This window comes from Streptomyces rapamycinicus NRRL 5491 (assembly GCF_024298965.1).
Classification (GTDB): Bacteria; Actinomycetota; Actinomycetes; order Streptomycetales; family Streptomycetaceae; genus Streptomyces; species Streptomyces rapamycinicus.
The window spans coordinates 3,436,653-3,458,900 of sequence record NZ_CP085193.1 but is presented as its reverse complement, the minus strand read 5'-3'; the positions used below and the strand labels follow the sequence as shown (position 1 = coordinate 3,458,900).

At 71.6% G+C, this 22,248-nt stretch carries 17 protein-coding genes and 1 pseudogene; 12 read left to right on the top strand and 6 right to left on the bottom strand.

Annotated elements, in window-relative coordinates:
• Positions 1-156 precede the first annotated feature (156 nt).
• Positions 157-1,311 (top strand): ribosome small subunit-dependent GTPase A, encoded by a 1,155-nt coding sequence (rsgA, locus tag LIV37_RS13945; protein ID WP_121825493.1) that lies wholly within the window; start codon positions 157-159, stop codon positions 1,309-1,311.
• A 41-nt stretch (positions 1,312-1,352) separates the two neighbouring features.
• Here rsgA and LIV37_RS13940 read toward each other — a convergent pair.
• Positions 1,353-1,749 (bottom strand): annotated as a pseudogene (locus tag LIV37_RS13940) (PPOX class F420-dependent oxidoreductase).
• A gap of 175 nt (positions 1,750-1,924) precedes the next feature.
• On the opposite strand from LIV37_RS13940, the gene LIV37_RS13935 reads away from it, so the two are divergent.
• The 3 genes from LIV37_RS13935 to LIV37_RS13925 all read left to right on the top strand — a co-directional run bounded on the left by LIV37_RS13935 (position 1,925) and on the right by LIV37_RS13925 (position 7,175).
• Positions 1,925-3,376 (top strand): dihydrolipoyl dehydrogenase family protein, encoded by a 1,452-nt coding sequence (locus LIV37_RS13935; RefSeq protein WP_020867762.1) that lies wholly within the window; start codon positions 1,925-1,927, stop codon positions 3,374-3,376.
• Between the two features lie 368 nt (positions 3,377-3,744).
• Positions 3,745-5,337 (top strand): protein phosphatase 2C domain-containing protein, encoded by a 1,593-nt coding sequence (locus LIV37_RS13930; protein WP_121826057.1) that lies wholly within the window; start codon positions 3,745-3,747, stop codon positions 5,335-5,337.
• Positions 5,338-5,432: 95 nt separating this feature from the next.
• Positions 5,433-7,175 (top strand): pyruvate dehydrogenase, encoded by a 1,743-nt coding sequence (locus tag LIV37_RS13925; protein WP_020867761.1) that lies wholly within the window; start codon positions 5,433-5,435, stop codon positions 7,173-7,175.
• 43 nt (positions 7,176-7,218) lie between these two features.
• On the opposite strand, the gene LIV37_RS13920 is transcribed toward LIV37_RS13925, so the two are convergent.
• Both LIV37_RS13920 and LIV37_RS13915 read right to left on the bottom strand, forming a co-directional pair.
• The gene (locus LIV37_RS13920; protein WP_020867760.1) at positions 7,219-7,602 is read right to left on the bottom strand and encodes an ASCH domain-containing protein; all 384 of its coding nucleotides are present in this window, start codon (positions 7,600-7,602) and stop codon (positions 7,219-7,221) included.
• Positions 7,599-9,074 (bottom strand): NsdA family TPR-like regulatory protein, encoded by a 1,476-nt coding sequence (locus LIV37_RS13915; protein WP_243146340.1) that lies wholly within the window; start codon positions 9,072-9,074, stop codon positions 7,599-7,601. Before LIV37_RS13915 ends, LIV37_RS13920 begins: the two co-directional genes overlap by 4 nt.
• A 427-nt stretch (positions 9,075-9,501) precedes the next feature.
• Between LIV37_RS13915 and LIV37_RS13910 the strand changes: the two genes are divergently transcribed.
• The 6 genes from LIV37_RS13910 to LIV37_RS13885 all read left to right on the top strand — a co-directional run bounded on the left by LIV37_RS13910 (position 9,502) and on the right by LIV37_RS13885 (position 14,798).
• On the top strand, positions 9,502-9,996 hold the full coding sequence (locus tag LIV37_RS13910) for an RpiB/LacA/LacB family sugar-phosphate isomerase (RefSeq protein WP_274596684.1): 495 nt from the start codon (positions 9,502-9,504) through the stop codon (positions 9,994-9,996).
• Between the two features lie 19 nt (positions 9,997-10,015).
• Positions 10,016-11,224: a DegT/DnrJ/EryC1/StrS family aminotransferase gene (locus LIV37_RS13905; RefSeq protein WP_121825494.1), complete on the top strand. Its 1,209-nt coding sequence runs from the start codon at positions 10,016-10,018 to the stop codon at positions 11,222-11,224.
• A 108-nt stretch (positions 11,225-11,332) separates the two neighbouring features.
• Entirely contained in the window at positions 11,333-12,748 is a 1,416-nt protein-coding gene (locus tag LIV37_RS13900) for a B12-binding domain-containing radical SAM protein (protein WP_243146341.1), read from the top strand.
• A gap of 30 nt (positions 12,749-12,778) precedes the next feature.
• Positions 12,779-13,036 carry a hypothetical protein gene (locus LIV37_RS13895; RefSeq protein ID WP_243146342.1) on the top strand — a complete coding sequence of 86 codons (258 nt, stop codon included), beginning with the start codon at positions 12,779-12,781 and terminating at the stop codon, positions 13,034-13,036.
• Positions 13,033-13,836 (top strand): nucleoside phosphorylase, encoded by an 804-nt coding sequence (locus LIV37_RS13890; protein ID WP_121825495.1) that lies wholly within the window; start codon positions 13,033-13,035, stop codon positions 13,834-13,836. Before LIV37_RS13895 ends, LIV37_RS13890 begins: the two co-directional genes overlap by 4 nt.
• Before the next feature lie 77 nt (positions 13,837-13,913).
• Positions 13,914-14,798 (top strand): glycosyltransferase family 2 protein, encoded by an 885-nt coding sequence (locus tag LIV37_RS13885; RefSeq protein ID WP_020867753.1) that lies wholly within the window; start codon positions 13,914-13,916, stop codon positions 14,796-14,798.
• Positions 14,799-14,816: 18 nt separating this feature from the next.
• Here the strand turns inward: LIV37_RS13885 and LIV37_RS13880 are convergent, their stop codons facing one another.
• Complete coding sequence (locus LIV37_RS13880) at positions 14,817-18,023, bottom strand: alpha-mannosidase (protein ID WP_020867752.1); 3,207 nt, start codon at positions 18,021-18,023, stop codon at positions 14,817-14,819.
• 253 nt (positions 18,024-18,276) lie between these two features.
• Here LIV37_RS13880 and LIV37_RS13875 point away from each other — a divergent pair, with 253 nt between their 5' ends.
• On the top strand, positions 18,277-18,693 hold the full coding sequence (locus LIV37_RS13875; protein ID WP_020867751.1) for an ATP-binding protein: 417 nt from the start codon (positions 18,277-18,279) through the stop codon (positions 18,691-18,693).
• 190 nt (positions 18,694-18,883) lie between these two features.
• Here LIV37_RS13875 and LIV37_RS13870 read toward each other — a convergent pair whose 3' ends face one another.
• Positions 18,884-20,044: a DUF2637 domain-containing protein gene (locus tag LIV37_RS13870; protein WP_020867750.1), complete on the bottom strand. Its 1,161-nt coding sequence runs from the start codon at positions 20,042-20,044 to the stop codon at positions 18,884-18,886.
• A gap of 374 nt (positions 20,045-20,418) precedes the next feature.
• Between LIV37_RS13870 and LIV37_RS13865 the strand changes: the two genes are divergently transcribed.
• A complete protein-coding gene (locus LIV37_RS13865) occupies positions 20,419-21,081 on the top strand; it encodes a GntR family transcriptional regulator (RefSeq protein WP_214663442.1) in 663 nt (220 codons plus the stop codon).
• Positions 21,082-21,373: 292 nt separating this feature from the next.
• On the opposite strand, the gene LIV37_RS13860 is transcribed toward LIV37_RS13865, so the two are convergent.
• Positions 21,374-22,186 carry a hypothetical protein gene (locus LIV37_RS13860; RefSeq protein WP_214663441.1) on the bottom strand — a complete coding sequence of 271 codons (813 nt, stop codon included), beginning with the start codon at positions 22,184-22,186 and terminating at the stop codon, positions 21,374-21,376.
• Between the last annotated feature and the right edge of the window lie 62 nt (positions 22,187-22,248).

Here is a 22,248-nt window from a genome sequence, read left to right as displayed (position 1 = left end):
TCCGTGTTGCCGCGCGTTGAGGAAAACAGGAGGTGAGGACATTGATGACGGTCTCGGTGGCGAGCGCCGCTCGCGTTCAGGAGTTCCTCATTTCCACCCCCGCGGCCTCCGGCTGACACCTCTTCGGAGGCCGCCCTTCGAAGGGTTTCCTCCTCCGTGTTCAACACTTCCACCGGCTCTTCTGCCTCTTCTGGTTCCTCTCACTCGTCTGGCTCCTCCGGCTCCGCGTCTCCGTACTCCCTCGCCGCCTATGGCTGGGACGACGGCTGGGCGGAGACGTTCGCCCCGTACGCCGCACAGGGCCTGGTGCCCGGCCGGGTGCTCCGGGTGGACCGTGGCCAGTGCGATCTCGTCACCCCGAGCGGCCTGGCACGGGCCGACACCGAATTGGTGACGCCGCGCGATCCGCTGCGGATCGTGTGCACCGGCGACTGGGCCACCGTGGACGCCGAGGGCGATCCGCGTTACGTGCGTACGCTGCTGCCGCGCCGTACCGCCCTCGTACGGTCCACCTCCTCCAAGCGTTCGGACGGTCAGGTGCTGGCGGCCAACGTCGACCACGCCGTCATCGCCGTCTCCCTCGCCGCCGAGCTCGACCTGGGCCGGGTGGAGCGGTTCACCGCGCTCGCCTGGGAGAGCGGCGCCCAGCCGCTGCTCGTCCTCACCAAGGCCGATCTGGTGCCCGACCCGGACACCCTCGCCCATCTGGTGTCCGACACCGAGACGGCGGCGCCCGGTGTACGGGTGCTCGCGGTGAGCTCCGCGACGGGGGACGGGCTGGAGGAGCTCGGCGCCCTGCTCGCCTCCGGCACCGCCGTGCTGCTCGGCCAGTCCGGCGCGGGCAAGTCCACGCTCGCGAACGCGCTGGTGGGCGAGGCCGTCCAGGACGTACGGGCGATCCGCGACAGCGACGGCAAGGGGCGGCACACCACGACCACCCGCGATCTGCTGCCCCTGCCCTCGGGCGGGGTGCTGATCGACACCCCGGGGCTGCGCGGGGTGGGGCTGTGGGACGCCGAGGGCGGTGTCGCACAGGCGTTCGCCGAGATCGAGGAGCTCGCCGAGCGGTGCCGCTTCCCCGACTGCGCCCACCAGGCCGAGCCGGGGTGCGCGGTGCTCGCCGCGATCGACGACGGCTCGCTGCCGGAGCGGCGGCTGGAGAGCTACCGCAAGCTGCTCCGCGAGAACGAGCGGCTCGCGGCCCGTACGGACGCGCGGCTGCGGGCCGAGCTGCGGCGGGACTGGAAGCAGCGGCAGGCGCTCGGCCGCCACATGATGGAACGCAAGCGGGGGCCGAAGCGGCAGCGGTAGCGGTGCTGAAGCGGTAGCGGTGCGCCCGGGACCGGCCCAGGTCAGCTCACGCTCCGGGTCTTGGCCCCGGGCACGTCCTCCAGGCCCCAGCTGTACACCCAGCGCGGATGGATCCGGATGACCTCGTCGCTCAGCTGGGCGCCGAGGTCATGCCGCCCCGTGCGCCGCTCCGCCTCGCCGGATCTCCACCCCGCACACCAGCCACGGCTGCTCGCTCACCAGGCTGTCGACGACCAGCGCCACCTTCGGATTCGTCCCGGTGTTGCGCCACTTCTTCGTCCCGCCCATGGCGTAGCCGCCGATGTCGACCGTGCCGTCCTCGTTGAGGAAGAACGCCACCGGGTTCGCCTGCGGCTGGCCGTGCGCGTCCACGGTGGCCAGCCGGCCGAGCCGCTGCGATCTGAGGTAGCCGGCCTCGGGTTCGCTGAAAACAGTCATGCGATCACTGTCGCGCGGCCGCGCCCCGTACGCAGGACCGAGGCCCCGGGATGCCGGGAGCGCTCGGCCGAAACGCCGATTGGGGTGGCTGTGCGCGGTAACTCGACGCCACGATGACCCTGCGAGGCCCCCCGGAGGCCCCGCGACGGTGATACGAGCGAGAGAGCGGGTTGCGATGAACCAGGCCACGGACGAGTACGACGTCATCGTGCTGGGCGCGGGCCCGGTCGGTGAGAATCTGGCCGACCGGACCCGCGCCGCCGGGCTCTCCACGGTGATCGTGGAGCGGGAGCTGGTCGGTGGTGAGTGTTCGTACTGGGCCTGCGTCCCCAGTAAGGCGCTGCTGCGCCCGGTGCTCGCGCGGGCCGAGGCACGCCAGGTGCCGGGGGTGCGGGAGGCGGTCGGGGGGCCGCTGGCGGCGGCCGATGTCTTCGCCCACCGCGACAAGCAGGTCGGCAACTGGAAGGACGACGGTGCGCTCACCTGGCTGGAGTCGGCCGGGATCGACCTGGTGCGCGGCCATGGGCGGCTGGTCGGGCCGCGGCGGGTCGCGGTGACGCCGCCGGACGGATCCGGCGGCGAGGAGCGGACCCTCACCGCCCGCCACGCGGTGGCCGTCTGCACCGGCACCCGGGCCGCGCTGCCCGACATGCCCGGGATCGCCGAGGCCCGGCCCTGGACCAGCCGGGAGGCCACCAGCTCCGGCACGGTGCCGGACCGGCTGATCATCGTGGGTGGTGGTGTGGTGGCTGCCGAGATGGCCACCGCCTGGTGCGGCCTCGGCTCGCGCGTCACCGTGCTGGTGCGCGGCTCCGGGCTGCTGAACCGGATCGAGCCGTTCGCGGGCGAGCTGGTCGCCGAGACGCTGAGGGAGGCCGGGGCCGAGATCCGCACCGGTACGTCGGTGAAGGGGCTCGCCCGGCCGGGCGGGGCGGAGGGGCCGGTCACGGTGACCCTGGAGAGCGGGGAACGGCTCGAGGCGGACGAGGTGCTCTTCGCCACCGGGCGCGCCCCGCACACCGCGGAAGTGGGCCTCGAGACGGTGGGGCTCGAACCGGGCGGCTGGCTGACGGTCAACGAGACCTGCCGCGTGACGGACGTCCCCGACGGCTGGCTGTACGCGGCGGGCGACGTCAACCACCGGGCGCTCCTCACCCACCAGGGCAAGTACCAGGCGCGCATCGCGGGCGCGGCGATCGGGGCACGCGCGCGGGGCGTCGAGCGGCTGGACACGAGCCGCTGGGGCGAGTACGCGACGACCGCGGACGAGGCGGCCGTACCGCAGGTCGTCTTCACCGACCCGGAGGTCGCCGCGGTCGGGCTGACCGCGGAACAGGCCGAGTCCGAGGGCCGCAGCATCCGCGTCGTCGACTACGACATGGGCCAGGTCGAGGGCGCGGTCCTCTACGCGGACGGCTACCGCGGCCGCGCCCGCATGGTCGTCGACCTGGACCGGGGCCACCTGATCGGCGTCACCTTCGTGGGCCCCGGGGTCAGCGAACTGCTCCACTCGGCGACGGTGGCGGTAGCGGGCGAGGTCCCCATCGACCGCCTCTGGCACGCGGTGCCGTCGTTCCCCACGATCAGTGAGATCTGGCTGCGGCTGCTGGAGGCGTACAGGGGGTGAGGGCGCGGGCGGGGTTGATCGGGCGGGGGCCGCCTGGTGGCCTCGGGCCCGGCCCTGGCCCTGGCTCCGGCCCCGGGCGCCCGGCCCCTGGCCGTCCGGCTCCGGCCATCCGGCCTCGGCTCGCCGGGTCCCACCCCCCGCTCCTCGGGTTTGCCCTCCGGCCGCGTTCACGGCTGACGCCGGGGCGAGCAGCGGCTCGTCTCCGGCGCCCCGCCCCGCCCCGGGCTCCGGGGGCGGGCCGCTCGCAGGGCCCGGCTCCAGGGCCCAACGGGTGAGCGCTCCCGGGTTCGCTTGAGCGGATCTTGGGCGGGCCTCGGGCCGGTCATCGCGTGGTGTTCCCGTGGAGCCTCCCTGTGGACAATGTGGGGATGAGCCAGCAGGGCGACGGACGCCGTCATGAGGACGACTGGTGGGGCGAGTTGTACGACCCACGTCGTGCCGACGCGGGGCCCGCGGCGGCCTCCGACTCCGTGGACGACCGGTTCGATTCGGCCTCCCGAACGCTGGCCGGCGACGAGGACGCCGGAAATCAGGGACCGGCCGCGGGAGCCCCCTGGGGGCCGCGGACGGGGGAACCGGGCGGTGCCGCCCCGGGCTCCGACGCCGGAGGTGGCCCGCAGGGGTGGCGATCTCCCGCCGACGCGGAGCCCGGTGCCACACTGCCCGCCCAGGACCGCGCATCGCCCTCGGCGGGCGACAACGCGGAGCCCGGCGCGGCCCCGCTTTCCCAGGGGCGCGCGGGGTCCGGTGCCGAGCCGGGACGTCCCGGCCCCGCGGGTGCACCCGGGCGCACCGGCCCCTCGGGCGCGCCCCGGCGCACCGCCCCGCCCGCTCCGCCCAGGCGTGCCGGGGTGGCCGGGCCGCCCTCGCTGTCCTCGGGGCCGCGTGGGGCCGGGGTGCCGCCTCCGCCGGAGGCGGCGTTGCGGGTCGATCCGGCGCGGCCCTGGCGGGCCGCGGCGGCCTCGTACGTCGGGGCCGAGCCGCCCACGTACGAGACCGAGCCGACCACGCTTCCCGTCACCGATCCGGAGGATCTCCGGGACGTGGTGCCCGACACCGTCTTGGAGGGCGCCCGGTACGGCACGCTGACGCTTCGGGCCGCGTCGTTGCGCGGGGACGCGGCCCGCTACCGGGGCGAGTCGCGGCGGGACGCGCTGCTCGCGGTGCGGTTCGGGACCGGGGACAGCGCCCTTCTCCTGGTGGCCGTGGCGAGTGGGCGGCGGGCGGCCCCGGGGGCGCATCGGGTGGCGCGTGAGTTGTGCGAGTGGATCGCCGGGTCGGTCGGCGGCAATCAGGCCCGGTTGACGGAGGACATCCACACCGCCAACCGCGGCGCCCTCAGCTCCGGGCTGCACCGGCTCACCGACCGTGCCTACGGGCGGCTGCGCGCCGGCGCGACCGTACGCGGCCTCGCCCCCGCCGACCACACCGCGTCGGTGCGCTGCCTCCTGCTCCCGGCGCATCCGGCCTGCCGTACGCGGGTGTTCTTCGGCGTCGGCGACGGTGGGCTCTTCCGGCTGCGGGACGGCGTCTGGCAGGACCTGGAACCGGACGGGGGCGAGCGGGACACCGTCGGTGGGCCCGTCATCGGCTATGGGAGTGGTCGCCCGCCCGTCCGGCGGCCGGGCCAAGACCCCGGCTCCGGCCAAGACCCCGGCTCCGGCCAAGACCCCGGCTCCGGCCAGGACCCCGGCCCCGACCCCGCGCCGCCGCCCGAGTCCGAGCCCGTCCACGGGCCCTTCCGGTTCCGCGCCTCCGTCGCCCGGCCGGGCGACACCCTGCTGCTGTGCAGCGCGGGCCTCGCCGGCCCCATGCGCGGCGAGGCGGCCCTCGCCGATCGCCTGGCCGAACGCTGGGACACCGCGGAGGCGCCGGGTCTCGCCGCGTTCCTCGCCGACGCCCAGACCGGGGTGAAGGGCTACGCCGACGACCGTACGGCGGCCGCCGTCTGGGAGGCGTAGGCGCGCCGTCCATGGGTTGATGGACGAAAGGTGCAAGGTGGCGGACGACCGTCACCCACCCCATCGACCCGGGATGAAAGGGATGAGGGCGCGCGATGGCCAAGCAGACCGTGGCGGAGCAATACGTGGACATCCTGGTGCGCGCCGGTGTGCGGCGGCTGTACGGCGTGGTCGGGGACAGCCTCAACCCCGTGGTGGACGCGGTCCGCCGGAACGCCGCGATCGACTGGATCCAGGTGCGGCACGAGGAGACCGCCGCCTTCGCCGCCGGTGCCGAGGCGCAGCTCACCGGGTCCCTCGCCGCCTGCGCGGGCTCCTGCGGCCCCGGGCACGTCCATCTGATCAACGGGCTCTACGACGCCCACCGCTCCATGGCCCCGGTCATCGCGCTCGCCTCGCACATCCCCAGCAGCGAGATCGGCACCAGCTACTTCCAGGAGACCCATCCCGAGCGGCTGTTCCAGGAGTGCAGCCACTACTGCGAGCTGATCTCCCACCCCCAGCAGATGCCCCGCGTCCTGCAGACCGCCGTGCAGCACGCGATCGGCCGCAGCGGGGTGAGCGTGGTGGCACTCCCCGGTGACATCGCCGCCCGCCCGGCGCCCGAGCGCGCCGAGGAGCACGCCCTGGTGACGTCCCGGCCCACCGTGCGCCCGGGCGACGCGGAGATCGACCGGTTCGCCCGCATGGTCAACGAGGCGGAGCGGGTGACGCTCTTCTGCGGCCGGGGCTGCGCCGGGGCGCACGAGGAGGTGATGGCCTTCGCCGAACTGCTGAAGGCGCCGGTGGGGCACGCCCTGCGCGGCAAGGAGTGGATTCAATACAACAATCCCTATGACGTGGGGATGAGCGGTCTGCTGGGCTACGGCGCCGCGTACGAGGCCACCCACGAATGCGATCTGCTGATCCTGCTCGGCACCGACTTCCCGTACGGCGCCTTCCTGCCCTCCGATGTGCGGACCGTGCAGGTGGACGTCCGCGCCGAACACCTCGGCCGCCGCTCCAAGCTGGACCTCGCCGTCTGGGGCGACGTCCGGGAGACGCTGAGCTGTCTGACGCCGAAGGTGCACCCCAAGACGGACCGCCGCTTCCTCGACCGCATGCTGAAGAAGCACGCCGACGCGCTGGAGGGCGTGGTCAAGGCGTACACCCGCCGGGTCGACAAGCACATTCCGATCCATCCGGAGTTCGTGGCGTCGGTGCTGGACGAGGAGGCCGCCGATGACGCGATCTTCACCGTGGACACCGGGATGTGCAACGTATGGGCCGCGCGCTATCTGTCCCCCAACGGCCGCCGCCGGATGATCGGCTCCTTCACCCACGGCTCGATGGCGAACGCGCTGCCGCAGGCGATCGGCGCCCAGTTCATGGACCGCCGCCGCCAGGTGATCTCGATGTCCGGCGACGGCGGATTCACCATGCTGATGGGCGACTTCCTCACCCTCGTCCAGTACGACCTGCCGGTGAAGGTGATCCTGTTCAACAACTCCGCGCTGGGCATGGTCGAGCTGGAGATGCTGGTCTCGGGCCTGCCCGCGCACGGCACGGGCTACCACAACCCCGACTTCGCGCAGATCGCCCGCGCCGCCGGGGTGTACGGCGAGCGGGTGGAGAAGCCCAAGCGCCTGCGGTCCGCGCTGCGCGCCGCACTGCACCACAAGGGGCCCGCGCTGCTGGACATCGTCACGGACCCCAACGCGCTGTCCATCCCGCCCAAGATCAAGGCGGAGATGGTGACCGGCTTCGCGCTCTCGGCCAGCAGGATGGTGCTGGACGGGGGCGTCGGCAAGATGCTCCAGATGGCCCGCTCAAACCTCCGGAACGTACCGCGCCCCTGACGTCCGACGAGGCCCCGTGCCCTCGGGCCCAGCGGTGCGCGGCTCAGCCGCTGGTTTCCACGAGGGCGAGATGGAGGGCGAAGACGCCGAGTGCTTCCTTCTCGCGGGGATAGATGTCGCGGATCGCGGCCATGAGTTCGTCGTGGGCCATGTCCGGTCCGCCGATCGCGCCGGGGTCCTCGGCGTCCAGCATCGCGGAGAACGACTCGTACTGCCGTACGGCGGTGACGCGGGTGATCAGGGTGTCGTCGCCGCAGGTGATCCGCAGGGTGTCCCCTGTGGTGATCTTGCGGATCTTGGGGTAGCCGACGCGGACCTCGATGGTCTTATTGCCGCTGGCGATCAGGTCGTAGTAGGGCTTGCGGATGGTGAGGGAGTGCTCGACGGGCTGCTGGTCGTCGGTCACCTGGGTCTCCTCCGTGTTCATGCATCTGGGCCTGCTGCTGGCAGAGCTCGGCGAGCGTTCGCGTCGAGGGCGGCGAGGCGGTCGCGCAGGCCCTCGACCTCGGGTCGGCGGGGAAAGCGGCGGGTTAGGAAGGAGGTGAGGTCGCTGGCCCGGTGCCGGACGGAATCGACCACGCGGGTGGAGTCGAGGGCCTGGTGCCCGAGGGCGACGGCGTCCTCGGGGGCGCCGGACAGGGCATGGGCCATGGCCAAGTCGATACGGGCGATGGCCTCCCGACTTGGAGACCGGGACGCCTTCGGGGCCGCCTTGTAGGTAGCCAGTGCGCGTTCGGCGTGTTGGCGGGCCTCCTCGGCTTGGCCGAGCCAGATGAAGGAGGTCGCCGGATACGAGGTGAGCGCGTAATCCGCCAGTGGCATCACGTCCATGCCGAATCGGCGAGGTGCGCAGGTCGGTAGGGACCGATGGGCGTCTTCGGCAGCATGGAAGGCGGTGGTGAAGCCTTCTGCGTCGCCGTCGGCTGCGGCGGCGCGAGCGGCTTGGGCATGCAGCCGCACTGTCAGCGGATGTCTGGCCGAGGCCTCAGCGAGGCCCTTGGCGACCGCGAGGCGGGCCTTGTGGGGATGGCGCTCGTACAGGTTGATGGAGGCGGCGGCATCCATTGCCCATGCGCACAGCTGACCGTGTCCGGCCTCCTGGCCGTGGACCAACGCGTCGGTGGCGAAAGCCAGACCGGTGCGGGCGTCTCCTAGATCGTGGGCGAGCCATGCTAAGAGCTCGGACAGCCACCCGGCGAACGTCAGCAGTTCGCGTTCCTGACGGTGGGTGTGGGGGGCCTTCATCAGGCGGTCGACCTTTCGCCGGTAGTCCATCACCGCGTCGAAGACGGCCCGGGGCGGCTTGATCGAGTAGGCGCGGTTGAACTCGGTGATCGCGAGGTCGAGGTGGTCCAGGGTTCCCGAGCCGAGAGAGGTGGCCTCCGCCTGCCGGGTGAACTCCATGGCTTCGGTGGCGGCCTGCTCCAGAATCTGTGCTGCGGCAACCGGGGCGGCCATAGCCAGTCCGGCAAGTTTCACCGCGTCGCGACGCTTCGTTGGCTCCACCTCCATTAGGGTCCGCGAGCCCGCGCTCGTGCTCGCCGCTTTACCTTCGAGCAGTGTTCCATCCAGGCCGTTTCCGCTCCCAAGGGGGCTGGTCCCATCCGCTGCGGTCGGTGAGTAGTCGCGGGCGAAGCCCAATTGGACGGGGCTCGTGGCGAAGAGACGGCACAGCAGGTCTTGGTAGTCGGGGCTGGGCAGGACACCCGCCTCCCAGTCCTTCCATGAACGCTCGGACAAACCGACTTTGGCGAGCCCTCTGGTTTCGACGAGTTGGTGGGCGGCGGCGACAGCTCGGGCGACTGTCCATCCCTTCGCCAGGCGGCGGCACTTGAGGAGGCGGTGGCCACAGTGGGCCTCGATCTCCGCAGAGATCGTCGTCATCAGGGTCGGCGGCACGGGGTCGGGGGAGCCCGCCCGGCCCAGGGCCCGTTCGCGGAGTGCCTTCCCGCAAGAGACGTCGTGGACCGCTTTCGACTTCTGCCTCGCCTCAGATCCCACCGTTTTCCTCCCCCACAGACACAGAGCGACGTCGGATAAGCCGTCAGTACTGTCCAACGATTGCCTGCCTGCCTTGGCACGCGATCAAACCGCCCCGTAGGGGGCGGGCTGGACGCCCGCTGCAGGCGGCCGCACCGCCCATGGAGGGCAGACACCTCTCACTACCTGCGGCAATGCGAGCGGATCACTCTGATGTGACGGCGCCGCGTCCGGCCGACGGACTCTGGACGTCAGTCGGCTTCCCCGAGAGTGAGGTCAGGGGCATCCGGCCGGACGCGTCGCGCTCACACCGGCTACACCCGACACCCCGGACGCAGGAGAACCCATGAGTGATAGGAACATGCCGCCCGGCCTCCGTGTGGCGATCGGAGCCGACAGAGCCGGCCGACAGTACATGAGCGTCCTCCGCGACGACTTGCGCCAAAACGCACGCGTTACCTCTGTCATCAACACCAGCGGGGACCACCCCGGCGCCGCCGCCTACCCGGTCATCGCCTGCGAGGCGGCGCGCCTGGTGGTCGAGGGCATTGTCGACCGGGCGCTCCTGGTGTGCCATACCGGCCTCGGCATGGCCATCGCCGCAAACAAGGTCACGGGCATTCGCGCTGTCACCGCCCATGACTCACTTTCCGTGCGGGCCTCCGTGGAGTCCAACAATGCCCAGATCCTCGCTCTCGGCCAGGGCGTCATCGGCCTCGCAGCTGCGCGCCGACTGGCGGCCGAATGGCTGACCTACCGGTTTGAGGCCACCTCCACGACTGCCGCGAAGGTCGACGCAATCACCGCGTATGAGAACCGCACTCGCCGCCATCTGCTCTGACGACCGGGAGACGCAACGAATGCCCACCAATCCCACCACCGTCCCCCGTTCCACTGCCGGCCTACGCTGGCCAGTCGAGCCGGCCATGGGCGGTTGGTATACGGCCGCCGAGCGCACGGCCGTCGAGTTCGCGTTGGACGATGCCGCCGACTGGCGCATGGGGTGGAAATCCGCCCCGTACACCCAGCGCTTCGAGGACGCCTTCAGCGCTCATACCGGCGCCGACCACGCCGTGGCGTTCAACTCCGGCGGTACCGCGCTCGAGATGGACTTGCACTTCCTTGGCCTCGAGCCTGGGGATGAGGTGATCTCCTGTGCGATCAACTTCGTCGGCCCGCACATCGCTGTCATTGGCCAGGGCGGGCACCTGGTCCTCGCCGAGCCGGATCCGATCACTCTCAACCTGGACCCGGCCGATACCGAACGCGTCATCACATCGCGGACGCGGGCGATCGTGGTCACGCACTGGAACGGCGCCGTTGCTGACCTGCGGCCCTTTCTAGATCTCGCCGACCGGCATCCTCACCCGGTCCATGGGCCGCCGGTCGTGATCGTGGATGCGGCGCGCGCCTGTGGCGGCCGTACCCCGTTAGGCGCCGTCGTGGGCGCCGAGGGCTGGGCCACAGTCTTCAGCTTCGAGTCGAAGAAGCTGATGACCACCTTGGGGCAGGGCGGCATGGTCACCACCAACGACTCCGCGCTGGCAGATCGGCTGCGCTGGCTCCGCACCTACGGCGGTCGGGAGCACTGGGGCACCAACCAGATGATGACCAAGGCCCAGGCCGCAGTGGGCCTGGTCCAGCTCTCCCGTCTTGACGAGATGAACCACGCGCGTATCCGCCGTGCCCACCAGCGCACCCGGCAGTTGGCCGACGTCGAGGAGCTGACGCTGCCCCCGACCTTCAACGGACGCATGCACCTGTACTACCGGCACAACCTGCTCGTGCCCGTCGCCTGGGCCGGTGAGGGCCGCGACCAGTTCATGAATACCCTGGCCGACCGATACGGGGTCGGCAGCATCATCAGCGACCCGCCGACCTACCTCGGGCACCGCCTCATCCGTGACCACATCGGCGCACATCGCTGCCCCCGTGCGGAACGGCTCACGGCCCGGCTGCTGTGCCCCTGCTTGCACCCCCGCATGAGCGAAGCCGACGAGACAGCCATCTGCGACGCCATCCGCCAGGCGACCGTGCACACCGCCCGCACCCACTGCACATCCCACTGAGAGGAGATCTCCATGACACTACTGAGCAAGGAGATCGACGCCATCCACGAGCGGGAAACGCAACTTTCCGGCCCGTACCCGTCCAAGAACCCGAACGAGCTGTTGCGGATGGTGTTCCTCTTCCCCTTCAGCCACGCCTACAGCCTGATGTGCGGCGGACCGATGGGCCTGTACGACCTGGTCAACCGCAGCCCGGGTATCCCCGCTGTGGCCGAGCGCGCCCTCCAGTACGACTGCCTCGTCCATGACGGGAACCGGCTCACCACATCCGATGGCGAGCCTTACCGCAGCGTCGAATCCCCGCTGCCGGTCAGCGAAGCCGATGTGGTGGGCCTGTCCATGGTCAACTCCGGAGATCTCCACAGTGCCCTGCGCCTACTGGACCTGGCAGGGATCCCACGCCGTGCTGTGGAGCGGAAGTCCGGTGTGCATCCCCTCGTCGTCGGCGGGAACATGGGCCTGGCGAACCCTGAGCCGATGGCCGACTACGTCGATGTCATCGCACTTGGCGAAGCCGAGCGTTCCTTGCCCAAACTGCTGCGCATCGTCCACGCCCATGACAGCGAGCCGACTGAGCGGGCACATCTGCTGGAGCAGCTCGCCCGCGTCCCTGGCCTGTATGTGCCGTCCCTGTACGAGCCCACATTCCTGCCTGGTGGCGGCATCAGCGGCATCACCTCCAGGACACGGGCAATCCCGGGACACGTGCAAGCCCAGTACCTCACTCTCGCGGAGCTGCATGATGCGCACTTCACCTACCCGATCACCGACGGCACCGCCGCAGGTATACATCCGGTTGTCGGCTGCCGACACAGCTGCGCGTTCTGCAACCTCGGCATTCCCCCGTTCCGGCAGGCCCCGCTCGGCATGCTCACCGACTACATCGACCACCTGGAACAGCTCAAGGTCCGAACCATCATCATCAGCGCGCCGACCTTTACCCAGTACAAGCACCGCCGTGAATTGCTGGAGCACATCCGCGCCTACGCCGACCGCGCCGCCGCCGAGGGGGACAAGGTCACCACGATCATCGGCTCGATCCGGGCCGATGAGATCAGCTCCGACTATCTGAACGCCGTGGCCGAACTCGGCGACTTCGGACACTTGTTCACCGAGTTGAACCTCTCCCAAGCGCGCGGCATCATCACCATCGCACCCGAGTGGGCCGCCCCCGACCTTGTGGCCCTCTACGGCAAGACGCAGACACCCGAACGCGTCGACAAGGCCATCGAGCTGTGTGGCGCCAACCGGAACATCAATACGGTCATGCTGTACTTCATCATCGGGGCTCCTGGCGAACGCGAAGACGACCGGCTCGCTATTGCCGATTACGCCCATCGCATTCGTCGGCTCCTCGGCCGCCCGGACGGCAGCGTGATCATCAAGCTGCACCAGTTCATGCCCAAGCCCGGCACGCCGACCCAGCGTCTGCGCATGGCTGACCCTGACGTGGTGCAGGCATACGGCGATCAGATCAGCGACCGACTGCGCAGTCTGGTCGGGAACGAGGACTTCGAGCGGTAATACCGTGTGGTGTACGGCGAGACCAGCCGCATGCGCCTGGAAGTCGTCTGCTCGCGTGGGGACCGCCGCGTCGGTCACGTCCTCGAAGACCTCTACGACTCAGGCACTGACCTGAAGACCCTCACCAAAGCCCAGCTCGCCGAGGCCATGACCCGCCACGGCCTCGACTACGACCGGCATCTGCGGCACATGGACGACGCCGTGCTCCCCTGGCACATTCTCGACCACGTCGACCGCCACGCCGAACAGCTGCTCACCAACGTCCTCACGACCAGGGAAGCCCAGTGAGCCCGACAGCTTTCCCTCTCCACCCCGGTAAGCACGAGCTTCCGGCCGTGCCGGATCCGGCCGAGCACGCCGCCCGAGTGCGGGCCCGGCACCCCGGCGCCACGCTCAAACACTTTGCCGGCATCGTCATCGTCTACCAGGCCCATGTCATGGAGTACGCCGACAGGTGCTACCGCCCACGCCTGCTCAACGAGTGGATTCGCGGCGACCTTCGCATGTTCGACCACCACGGCCACGCGTTCGGGCTCTGTGGCGGTTTCGGCGTTGGCGCCCCGGCTGCCGCTCTGGTCCTCGAACAACTCATCACGCTCGGCGCCACCCGCTTCATCACCGTCGGGACCGCTGCCGCGCTCAGTCCCGACCTGCTCCCGGGGACTCTCGTGGTCTGCCGGGAAGCCCTCCGCGACGAGGGCGTGTCCCGGCACTACCTCCCTCCGACAGCCTCCATCCGGCCCTCGCCGGATCTCACCGACCACCTGGTTCGCACCATCCGCGCCACCCGGGTCCCGGCCCGCAGCGGACCCACATGGACCACCGACGCTCCCTACCGGGAGACGGAAGCCGAAGTCGCCCAATACGGTGCCTCCGGGGTGCTTACCGCCGACATGGAAGCCGCCGCCGTCTTCGCCGTCGCCGCGTACCGCGCGGTCCACGCAGCGGCTGTCTTCGCCGTCGCCGACACGCTCGTCAACCGGCGCCCCCACGACACTCAGACCACTCAACGGGCCCTCCGCGCCGCTCTCCCCGCCGCCTTCAGTGCCCTGCTCGCTGCGTCCACGGCACCCCACCGGGGCCAGTAGGCTATGCGAGCAGACAGTGACGACTCGATGACGACCACCCGAACGCGGGGTGGCTCATAGGCAGTGAGGACCCTTCTGTGACCGCTGGCGCCCCGCGCCCCAAGGTCGGCGCGGTGGTGCTGACCATGAACGACCGGCCCGAGGAGTTCCCTCGGGCCATGGCCTCCCTGCTGGCTCAGCAGGGCGTCGATCTCGACGTGGTGGTCGTCGGCAACGGCTGCCGCCCTGCCCAGGTCCCCGCCGACGTGCGCACCGTCGAACTGCCCGAGAACGTCGGTATCCCCGAGGGGCGCAACGTCGGCGCCGCCGCCGTCACCGACGAGTGCGACTACCTGTTCTTCTTCGACAACGACGCGGTCCTCCCGTCCACCGAGGCGCTGGCCAAGCTCGCCGCCGAACTCGACAACGACGCCCGGCTCGCCTACGTACAGCCACGTATCACCGACCCCGACAGCGGTGTCACGCAGCGCCGCTGGGTGCCGCGTCTGCGGGCCTCCGACCCCACTCGGGCAGGCACCGTGACCGTCATGGCCGAAGGTGTCGTGCTCATCCGCCGCTCCGCCTTCAAGGCAGCCGGGGGATGGCCCGGTCACTTCTTCCTCTTCCACGAAGGCATCGATCTGGCCTGGCGGCTGTGGAACCGCGGCTACACCGGCCGCTACCTGCCCGCCGTGACCGTTCACCATCCGGCTACCAACCCGGCCAGGCATGCCACCTTTTACCGACTCAACGCCCGTAACCGCGTCTGGCTCGCCCGGCGGAACCTCCCCCGGGTTCTCATTCCCCTCAACCTCACCACCTGGCTCGCCCTGACCCTGTGGCGGTTCCGCGACCGCGCGGCCCTCCGCGCTTCCCTGAGCGGGCTACGCGAAGGGCTGCGCGGCGGCCACGGCACGCGGGCACCCATGAGCTGGCGGACGGTCGTCGAGCTGACTCGCTCCGGACGACCGCCCGTCGTGTAGCCGTCAGGCCTCAGCCACTCACCTCACCGGCCGCAACCGCAGCGTGAGGATCTGATGCGGGCGCAGTGCCAGGGTCAGCCCGCCCGGGCCCGTGGCCGCCTCGTGCAGCGGGCGCTCCAGCAGGTCCGTCACCTCGGCCCCGAGCACCGGGAAGCCGGTGACCAGCGTGCCCGCCGCCCGGCCGCCCTGGGACTCGTACAGCCGCACCACCACATCGCCGCTGCGGTCCTCCGCGAGCTTGACCGACTCGACCGTGATCGCGGGGTTGTCCACCGACACCAGCGGCGCCCGCTCGGCCGGTCCGGCGGGGAGGGTGCGCAGCGGCAGGTTGAGGGCGAGCCCCTCCGCGACCGCCTCGGCGACGCCCGCGCCCGGCAGCAGGGCGTAGCGGAAGCGGTGGACGCCCAGGTCGGTCTCCGGGTCGGGGCTGTGCGGGGCGCGCAGCAGGGTCAGCCGCACGGTGGTGCCCAGCACCTCGCCCGCGTCCCCGCCCGTGTCCGCGCCCCCGCCCGTGTCCGGGTCCGTGCCCGCGCCCCCGTCGTGCGCCGTACGGGTCACATCGTGGCCGTACGTGGAGTCGTTGAGCACCGCCGCCCCGTACCCCGGTTCGGCGACCCGCAGCCAGCGGTGGGCGCAGATCTCGAACCGGGCAGCGTCCCAGCTGGTGTTGGTGTGGGTGGCGCGGTCCACATGGCCGAACTGGATCTCCGAGGTGGACACCTTGGCGTGGATGTCCAGCGGGAACGCCGCCTTGAGGACCTTCTCCGACTCCTGCCAGTCCACCTCCGTGGCGATGTCGAGGCGGCGGTTGCCCGCGGCCAGCGTCAGCTCCTGGGTGATGCGGGAGGCGCCGAAGGACCGTATGACCCGGACCGTGGCGCGCAGCGGACCGGACTCGATCAGCTCCACGGATTCGGCGTCGGTCAGATCGGTGTGGCTGCGGAGGTAGTGCCGGTCGATGTCCCAGGCGTCCCAGTGGTTGGGGTGGTCGGGGTGGAGCTGGAGGAGGTTGCCGCGGGCGCCGGGGGCCAGCACCTCACGGCTCGCGTCCAGGTCCAGCACCGAGGTGAGCAGCCCCTCGGCGTCGATGGTCACCCGCAGCCGGTCGTTGTCCAGGACGATGGTCTGGCCGTCGCTCAGGGCGGTCACCGGCGGTGCCCCATGGGGTGCGCCGCTGGCGGCGGCGGGTGCCTGCGGGGCGGTCCCCAGGGGTGCCGCGCCCAGCCCGGCGACCCGCACCGCGACCGCCGTACGGCCCTCGCCCAGCGGCTGGACCGGGGCCCCGGACGGCAGGGCGGCCGCCGTCCGCGCGTCCAGGACGGCGATCTCCTCGCGCTCGTACGGCGAGGCGTTGAGCACGGCGGGCCCGTCGCCGCCCAGCGCGGCCACCGCCCCCGCGATGATCTCCTCCAGCTCGGCGAACACCATCTCGTAGGTGTCCCGCGCCTCGCGGTGCACCCAGGCGATCGACGAGCCGGGCAGGATGTCGTGGAACTGGTGCAGCAGCACCGTTTTCCAGATCCGGTCCAGCTCGTCGTACGGATAGGCGTAGCCGGGCGTGTGCAGCGCGGCGGCCGTGGCCCACAGCTCGGCCTCCCGCAGCAGATGCTCGCCGCGCCGGTTGCCCTGCTTGGTCTTGGCCTGGGTGGTGTACGTGGCCCGGTGCAGCTCCAGATACAGTTCGCCCGACCACACCGGCGCCTTGGCCCCGTACTCCCGCTCGGCCTCGGTGAAGAACGCCGAAGGTGGCTGGATCTCGACGGTCGGCGAGCCCTCCAGGGAGCCGAGCCGGCGCGCCTTCTCCAGCATCTCGCGGGTCGGGCCGCCACCGCCGTCGCCGTAGCCGAAGGGCACCAGCGAGCGCGTGGCCAGCCCCTTGTCGGCGAAGTTCTTCTCGGCGTGGGCGAGTTCGGCGGCGCTGAACCGGGCGTTGTAGGTGTCCACCGGCGGGAAGTGGGTGAAGACCCGGGTGCCGTCGATGCCCTCCCACCAGAAGGTGTGGTGCGGCATCTTGTTGGCCTGGTTCCACGACAGCTTCTGGGTGAGGAACCACCGCACCCCCGCCAACTTGGCGAGCTGCGGGAAGGCGGCCGTGTAGCCGAAGGAGTCCGGCAGCCAGATCTCCTCGGTGTCCACCCCCAGCTCCTCCAGGAAGAACCGCTTGCCGTGCACGATCTGCCGGGCCAGCGCCTCACCGCCGGGCATATTGGCGTCCGACTCGACCCACATCGAGCCCACCGGCGCCCAGTTGCCGTCCGCCACCGCCTTCTTGATCCGCTCCCAGATATGCGGCTGGTGCTCCTTGACCCAGGCGTACTGCTGCGCCTGTGAGCAGGCGAAGACCAGCTCCGGGTACTCGCCCGCGAGCGCGGTGACATTGGCGAAGGTGCGGGACGCCTTGCGCACCGTCTCGCGCAGCGGCCACAGCCACGCCGAGTCGATATGGGCGTGTCCGGCCGCCGAGACCCGGTGCGCGCTGGAGTGCGCGGGACGACCGAGCGCGTCGGTCAGCTCGGCGCGGGCGGCGGCCGCGGTGCCGGGGACGTCATGGAGGTCGAGCGCGTCCAGCGCGTTCTCCAGGGCGCGCAGGATCTCATGGCGGCGCGGCCGGTCCTCCGGCAGCTCGTGCATCAGCTCCGAGAGCACCTCGATGTCCAGGACCAGATGCCAGACGGTTTCGTCGAGGACGGCCAGCTCGGCCGAGGCGAAACGGTACAGCGGCTCGTCCCCGGCGGTCAGCACATCGCCGAGCCGGGTCGGAACGAAGCCGTCGCGCAGTACGGACGGGTTGGCGGCGGCCTCCAGCAGCAGCCGTACGGGCTCGCCACCGGCCGCGGGGGCGGCTACGGGGATGTGGCGGTTGCGCGGATGGATGCCCTTGATCGGCACGCCCTCCGCGTCGTACACCAGCCCCTCGGCCTGGAACCCCGGGGCGTCGTCGGTGAAGCCCGGGTCGATGACGGCCTCCACCCGCCGCCCGGCCCAGCCCTCGGGCACCGCGCCCTCCAGCCGGAACCACCAGGTGGACCACGGACTGCCCCAGTCCGTGCCGGTGGTGAACGGCTCGTAGGTGCCCGCCAGCGCCTCCGCGACCGGCACCGGCTCACCGGGGGTGCGCCACGCGGAGAGGGTGAGCGGCACCCGGGCCGGGTACTGGGCGGGCCTGATGAACTGGCGCAGCGCGCGGTCCAGGCGCCCCTCCACCAGTGGTCGGTCGTCGTGCATCACGGCTCCTCGGCTCGAGCTCGGGGGATCACTCAGCGGATCACTCCCAACAGTTCCCTCGGTGTGTGGGGGGCAACACGCGGGCATGCATTTCCGTGAGCGTGTTCGACGACATTCGACGCTGGCCGCCGTCAGGGGGCGGCCGGGGCGGGGGAGGATGAAGCGTCAGCCTGTACGGCCGGGCCGGGGGCAAGGGGGCGGTCGGCCGAATGCGGGGCCGAAGGCTGCGGAGGCCGTTCCGGAGGGTGTTCCGGTGGAACGTGGCCCGGTCCTGACCAAGCGATTGGCGCACGACGATCTCGCGGCGGTGGCGCGGGTCCGCGCGGAGCTGCGCGAGATGCTGCGGCACTGGGGCGGGCCCGGCCGGGCCGATCTGGCCGAGCTGATCACCAGCGAGCTGGTGACCAACGCGCTGGTGCACACCGACCGTGGTGCGCAGGTCACGGCCTCGATGGGGGACGGGCCGGGCGCGCGCGTCACCGGGCGATTACGGGTGGAGGTGCGGGACTTCGTGTCCCGGCACCCGACGCTGCGCGACCGGCCCGCCGAGGACAGCACATCCGGGCGCGGACTGCTGCTGGTGCATACGCTCGCGGACGCCTGGGGCGTGCGGGCGCACGGGGTGGGCAAGGTCCTGTGGTTCGAACTCGAAGCCGAGGGCGTTCCGTAGCCGCGTTCCATCGACGCGTGGCGCGGACGTTGTGACGCGTCGGCGCACGACGTGTGGCGTGTGCCGGTGCCTGACGTGTGGCATGTGCCGGTGCCTGACGTCGTGGCGCGTCGGCGCCCTGCGCGGTACGGACCCGCCGGGCGGCGGGCGGGGATCCGTGCCCCCGCCCCGGCCGCCGCCTCAGCCCCGCTCAGCCGAAGGCGCGCTCGATCTGCGCCAGCTTCTCCTCGAGGGAGTCCAGCCGCGGGAGGGTGAGGGTGTCGTCCTCGGCCGTGAGGTCGATGGTGTGGGAACGGTCGGCCTCGGCGCCCTTGTCCTTCTCACCGAAGCCGAAGCTGAAATCCCGGTCGCGGTCCTTGTCCCGCTCATGGCCCAGGTCGCCGGTCGCGGACTCGGCGCCGCCCGCGGAGCGCAGGGCGGGCCGGGTGGAGGCGGCGCCCAGCTGGGCCTGCTCCGGGGCCCCGGCGGTCTCCAGCACCTTCTCGCCTATGGCAGGCTCCGAACTGAGCTGCGCGGGCGGCGGGGTGGCGGCGGTGACCTCCACCTGACGGCCGCCGCGGCGGCCCCACATCCGGTGCTGCCGGTTGATCGCCCGGATCCGGGCCCGGTCCAGCTTCTCCTGGTCGCGGCGGCGGGAGCGGTTCTGCTCCTTCTCGCGCCGGTCCTCGCGGACCTCCTCGACGGCCTCGTCCAGCGTCCGCACGCCCTCGAGCAGCATCAGCGACCACGCGGCGAAGGTCTCGCGCGGAGCGCGTATCCAGCGGACGACGCGGATCTGCGGCAGCGGCCGGGGCACCAGGCCCTGCTCGCGCAGCGCGGCCCGGCGGGTCTGCTTCAGGGCCCGGTCGAAGAGGACCGCCGCCGAGAGCGACATGCCCGCGAAGAACTGCGGGGCGCCCGCGTGGCCCATGCCGCGCGGCGCGTGCACCCAGTTGAACCAGGCCGCGGCGCCCGCGAACAGCCACACCAGCATGCGCGAGCCGAGCGCGGCGTCACCGTGGCTGGCCTCCCGCACCGCCAGCACCGAGCAGAACATCGCCGCGCCGTCGAGCCCGAACGGCACCAGGTACTCCCAGCCGTTGGTCAGCGCCAGGTTCTCCCGCCCGAAGCCCACCAGGCCCTGGAAGGAGAGCGCGGCGGCCACCCCGGCGCAGCAGAACAGCAGAATGTAGGCGGCCATCCCGTAGATGGCCTCCTTACGGCGCCGACGTTCCTCGCTGCGCTCCCAGGAGTCGGTGATGACGCTCTCGTCCTTCTTCCGTCGGCCGCGCGCGAGGACAACCGCCGCCCCCACGACGCCGGCGAGCGCCACGACGACTGGCAGAACCAGCGATATGTCGGTCAGTCTCATCCGGTGCCCCTTGATTGGCTTCCATGAAGTTCTGGCCGCAGTACGGCCTACCGCGCGCGACATCCTGGCGGAGTCCTGCCGGGCCTCGAGCGGTTTTGGGACAAGAGGCCGCCAAGTGGGCGGGGGGACACGCGAATAGGTGCGATGCGATCCGAACACTCGCGCTGTGCAAGCGGCTTGATTCTATTCACGGAACCCGATCGCGGGTAATCCGACCGATCGGCTTGCCGATTGAGCTACGGTCCGTGTACGAGGCGCAACGTTACTGCGACCTTAAATGATGTTTACGGGCTTTGCCCGGGGGCGGCCTCCGCATATCGTTTCGATGGAATGTCAGGAGGACCGGAGTGGAGCAGTCCGAAGCACAGGCGGCGATGGAGCCGCTGCCCTCCTGTGGCGCGCCCGCGGCACGCAGGTCACCGCGCCGGCACTCGGTGCGCGGCCAGATCCTGGACGCCCTGCGGGACGCGCTGGCCGGCGGCGAGCTGACCCCGGGCGAGGTGTACTCCGCGCCGGTGCTCGCCGAGCGCTTCGGCGTCTCTCCCACCCCCGTACGGGAGGCCATGCAGCAGCTCGCGGGCGAGGGCGCCGTCGAGGTGGTGCCCAACCGGGGCTTCCGGGTCGCCCGCCGCAGCGAGCGCGAGCTGGCCGAGCTCGCGGAGGTGCGGGCACTGCTGGAGGTCCCGGTGATGCTCAGCCTGGCGGAGGCGATCGCGCCCGAGCGCTGGGCCGGGCTGCGGCCCTTCGCCGAGGCGACGGCGGCGGCCGCCGTAAGGGGCGACCGGGCCGCCTACCTGGAGTCGGACCGCACCTTCCACCAGACGGTGCTCGGCTTGGCCGGAAACCAGCAGCTCGTGATCGTCACCGACGATCTGCACCGTCGCGCCCAGTGGCCCCTGGCCTGCGGCCGCGTCACCCGCACCGCCGACCTCGTCGCCGACGCGAAGGAGCACATGGCCCTCCTCGACGCCCTGGCCGCCCGCGACCTCGACACCGTCGAATCCCTCACCAGGGCCCACTTCGCCCCGACGGTCTGAGGGCTGGGGGCCGGGGACTGGGGGCTGGTAGGGGGCGTCCGGCGGGTCTTGGCGCCTGCGGCGGGCTCTTCCCCGCCCCGCCCCTTCCCGAAACTGGGGCTCCGCCCCAGACCCCGCTCCTCAAACTCCCCCAGCTACCGCTGGGAGGTGCCCCCTGGAGGGGCTGTTAGGTGGGGCTCCGCCCCAGACCCCGGGGTCCAGGGCGGCTCCGCCCCAGACCCCGGGGTCCAGGGGCGAAGCCCTTGCCACGCGGCGGAGCCGCAAATCGATACGTCCCACACCCCCGGCCGGGTCAGTCGGCGGTCTCCTCCGTGGACAGCTGTTCCGCGAGCCAGACGGGGACGCCGCCCAGGAGACGGACCAGGCGGCCGGCCTCGGTGCGCAGGCGGGCGGCCTCGTCCGGGTCGGGTTCCACGTCGGCCAGGGCGGCCAGGGCCGGGGCGATGCCGACCAGGTAGCCCAGCTCCTCACGGATCCGCAGCGACTCCGCGAAGCCGTGCCGTGCGTCGGGCAGATCGCCGTCCGCCTCCGCCATGGCGGCCAGATGGCGCCAGGTGAACGAGCGCAGCAAGGTGTCGCCGTGGGCCGCCGCGCCCGCGTGGGCGCGCTGGAAGGCGGCCAGCGCGCCGGTCGGGTTGTGGGCGAGGTGCTGGGAGATCAGCCCGCGCCGGAAGTCCAGCAGCGGCCGGATCGGGGAGCCCGGTGAGAGCAGCGCGGCGGCGCGGCCGAGCGCGGTCCGCGCCTCGTCGGCCCGGTCCCGCACCCCGAGCAGCGTGGACGCGTACGCCAGATAGCCGCGCTCGCACGCGGTCGCGCCGCGCTCGGTGTCGGTGAGCGCGAGCGCCTCCGCCGCCCGCAGGGCGTCCTCGGCCGCGTCCCAGCCGGTGGAGGTGTACATGCACCGTTCGGTGAGGACGACGCTGCGCTTGAGCGCGGCCGAGGCGTCGTCCGCCGCCCGTGGGGTGAGCAGCTCGGCGGCGTCCTTCCAGCAGCCGCGCGAGCGCAGCCGCCATACCGCCGTGTCGAGTGGGTCGTCCACGAGCGGGTCGAGCCCGCGCCCCGTTCTTACCTCGGAATGGGAACCTGACGATCCAGGTGGTGACATGGCGGTGTCCGCCACATTGCCCTCCCCAAGCGCGCCATCGAGCCGGAAGCCGTGGGCGAATC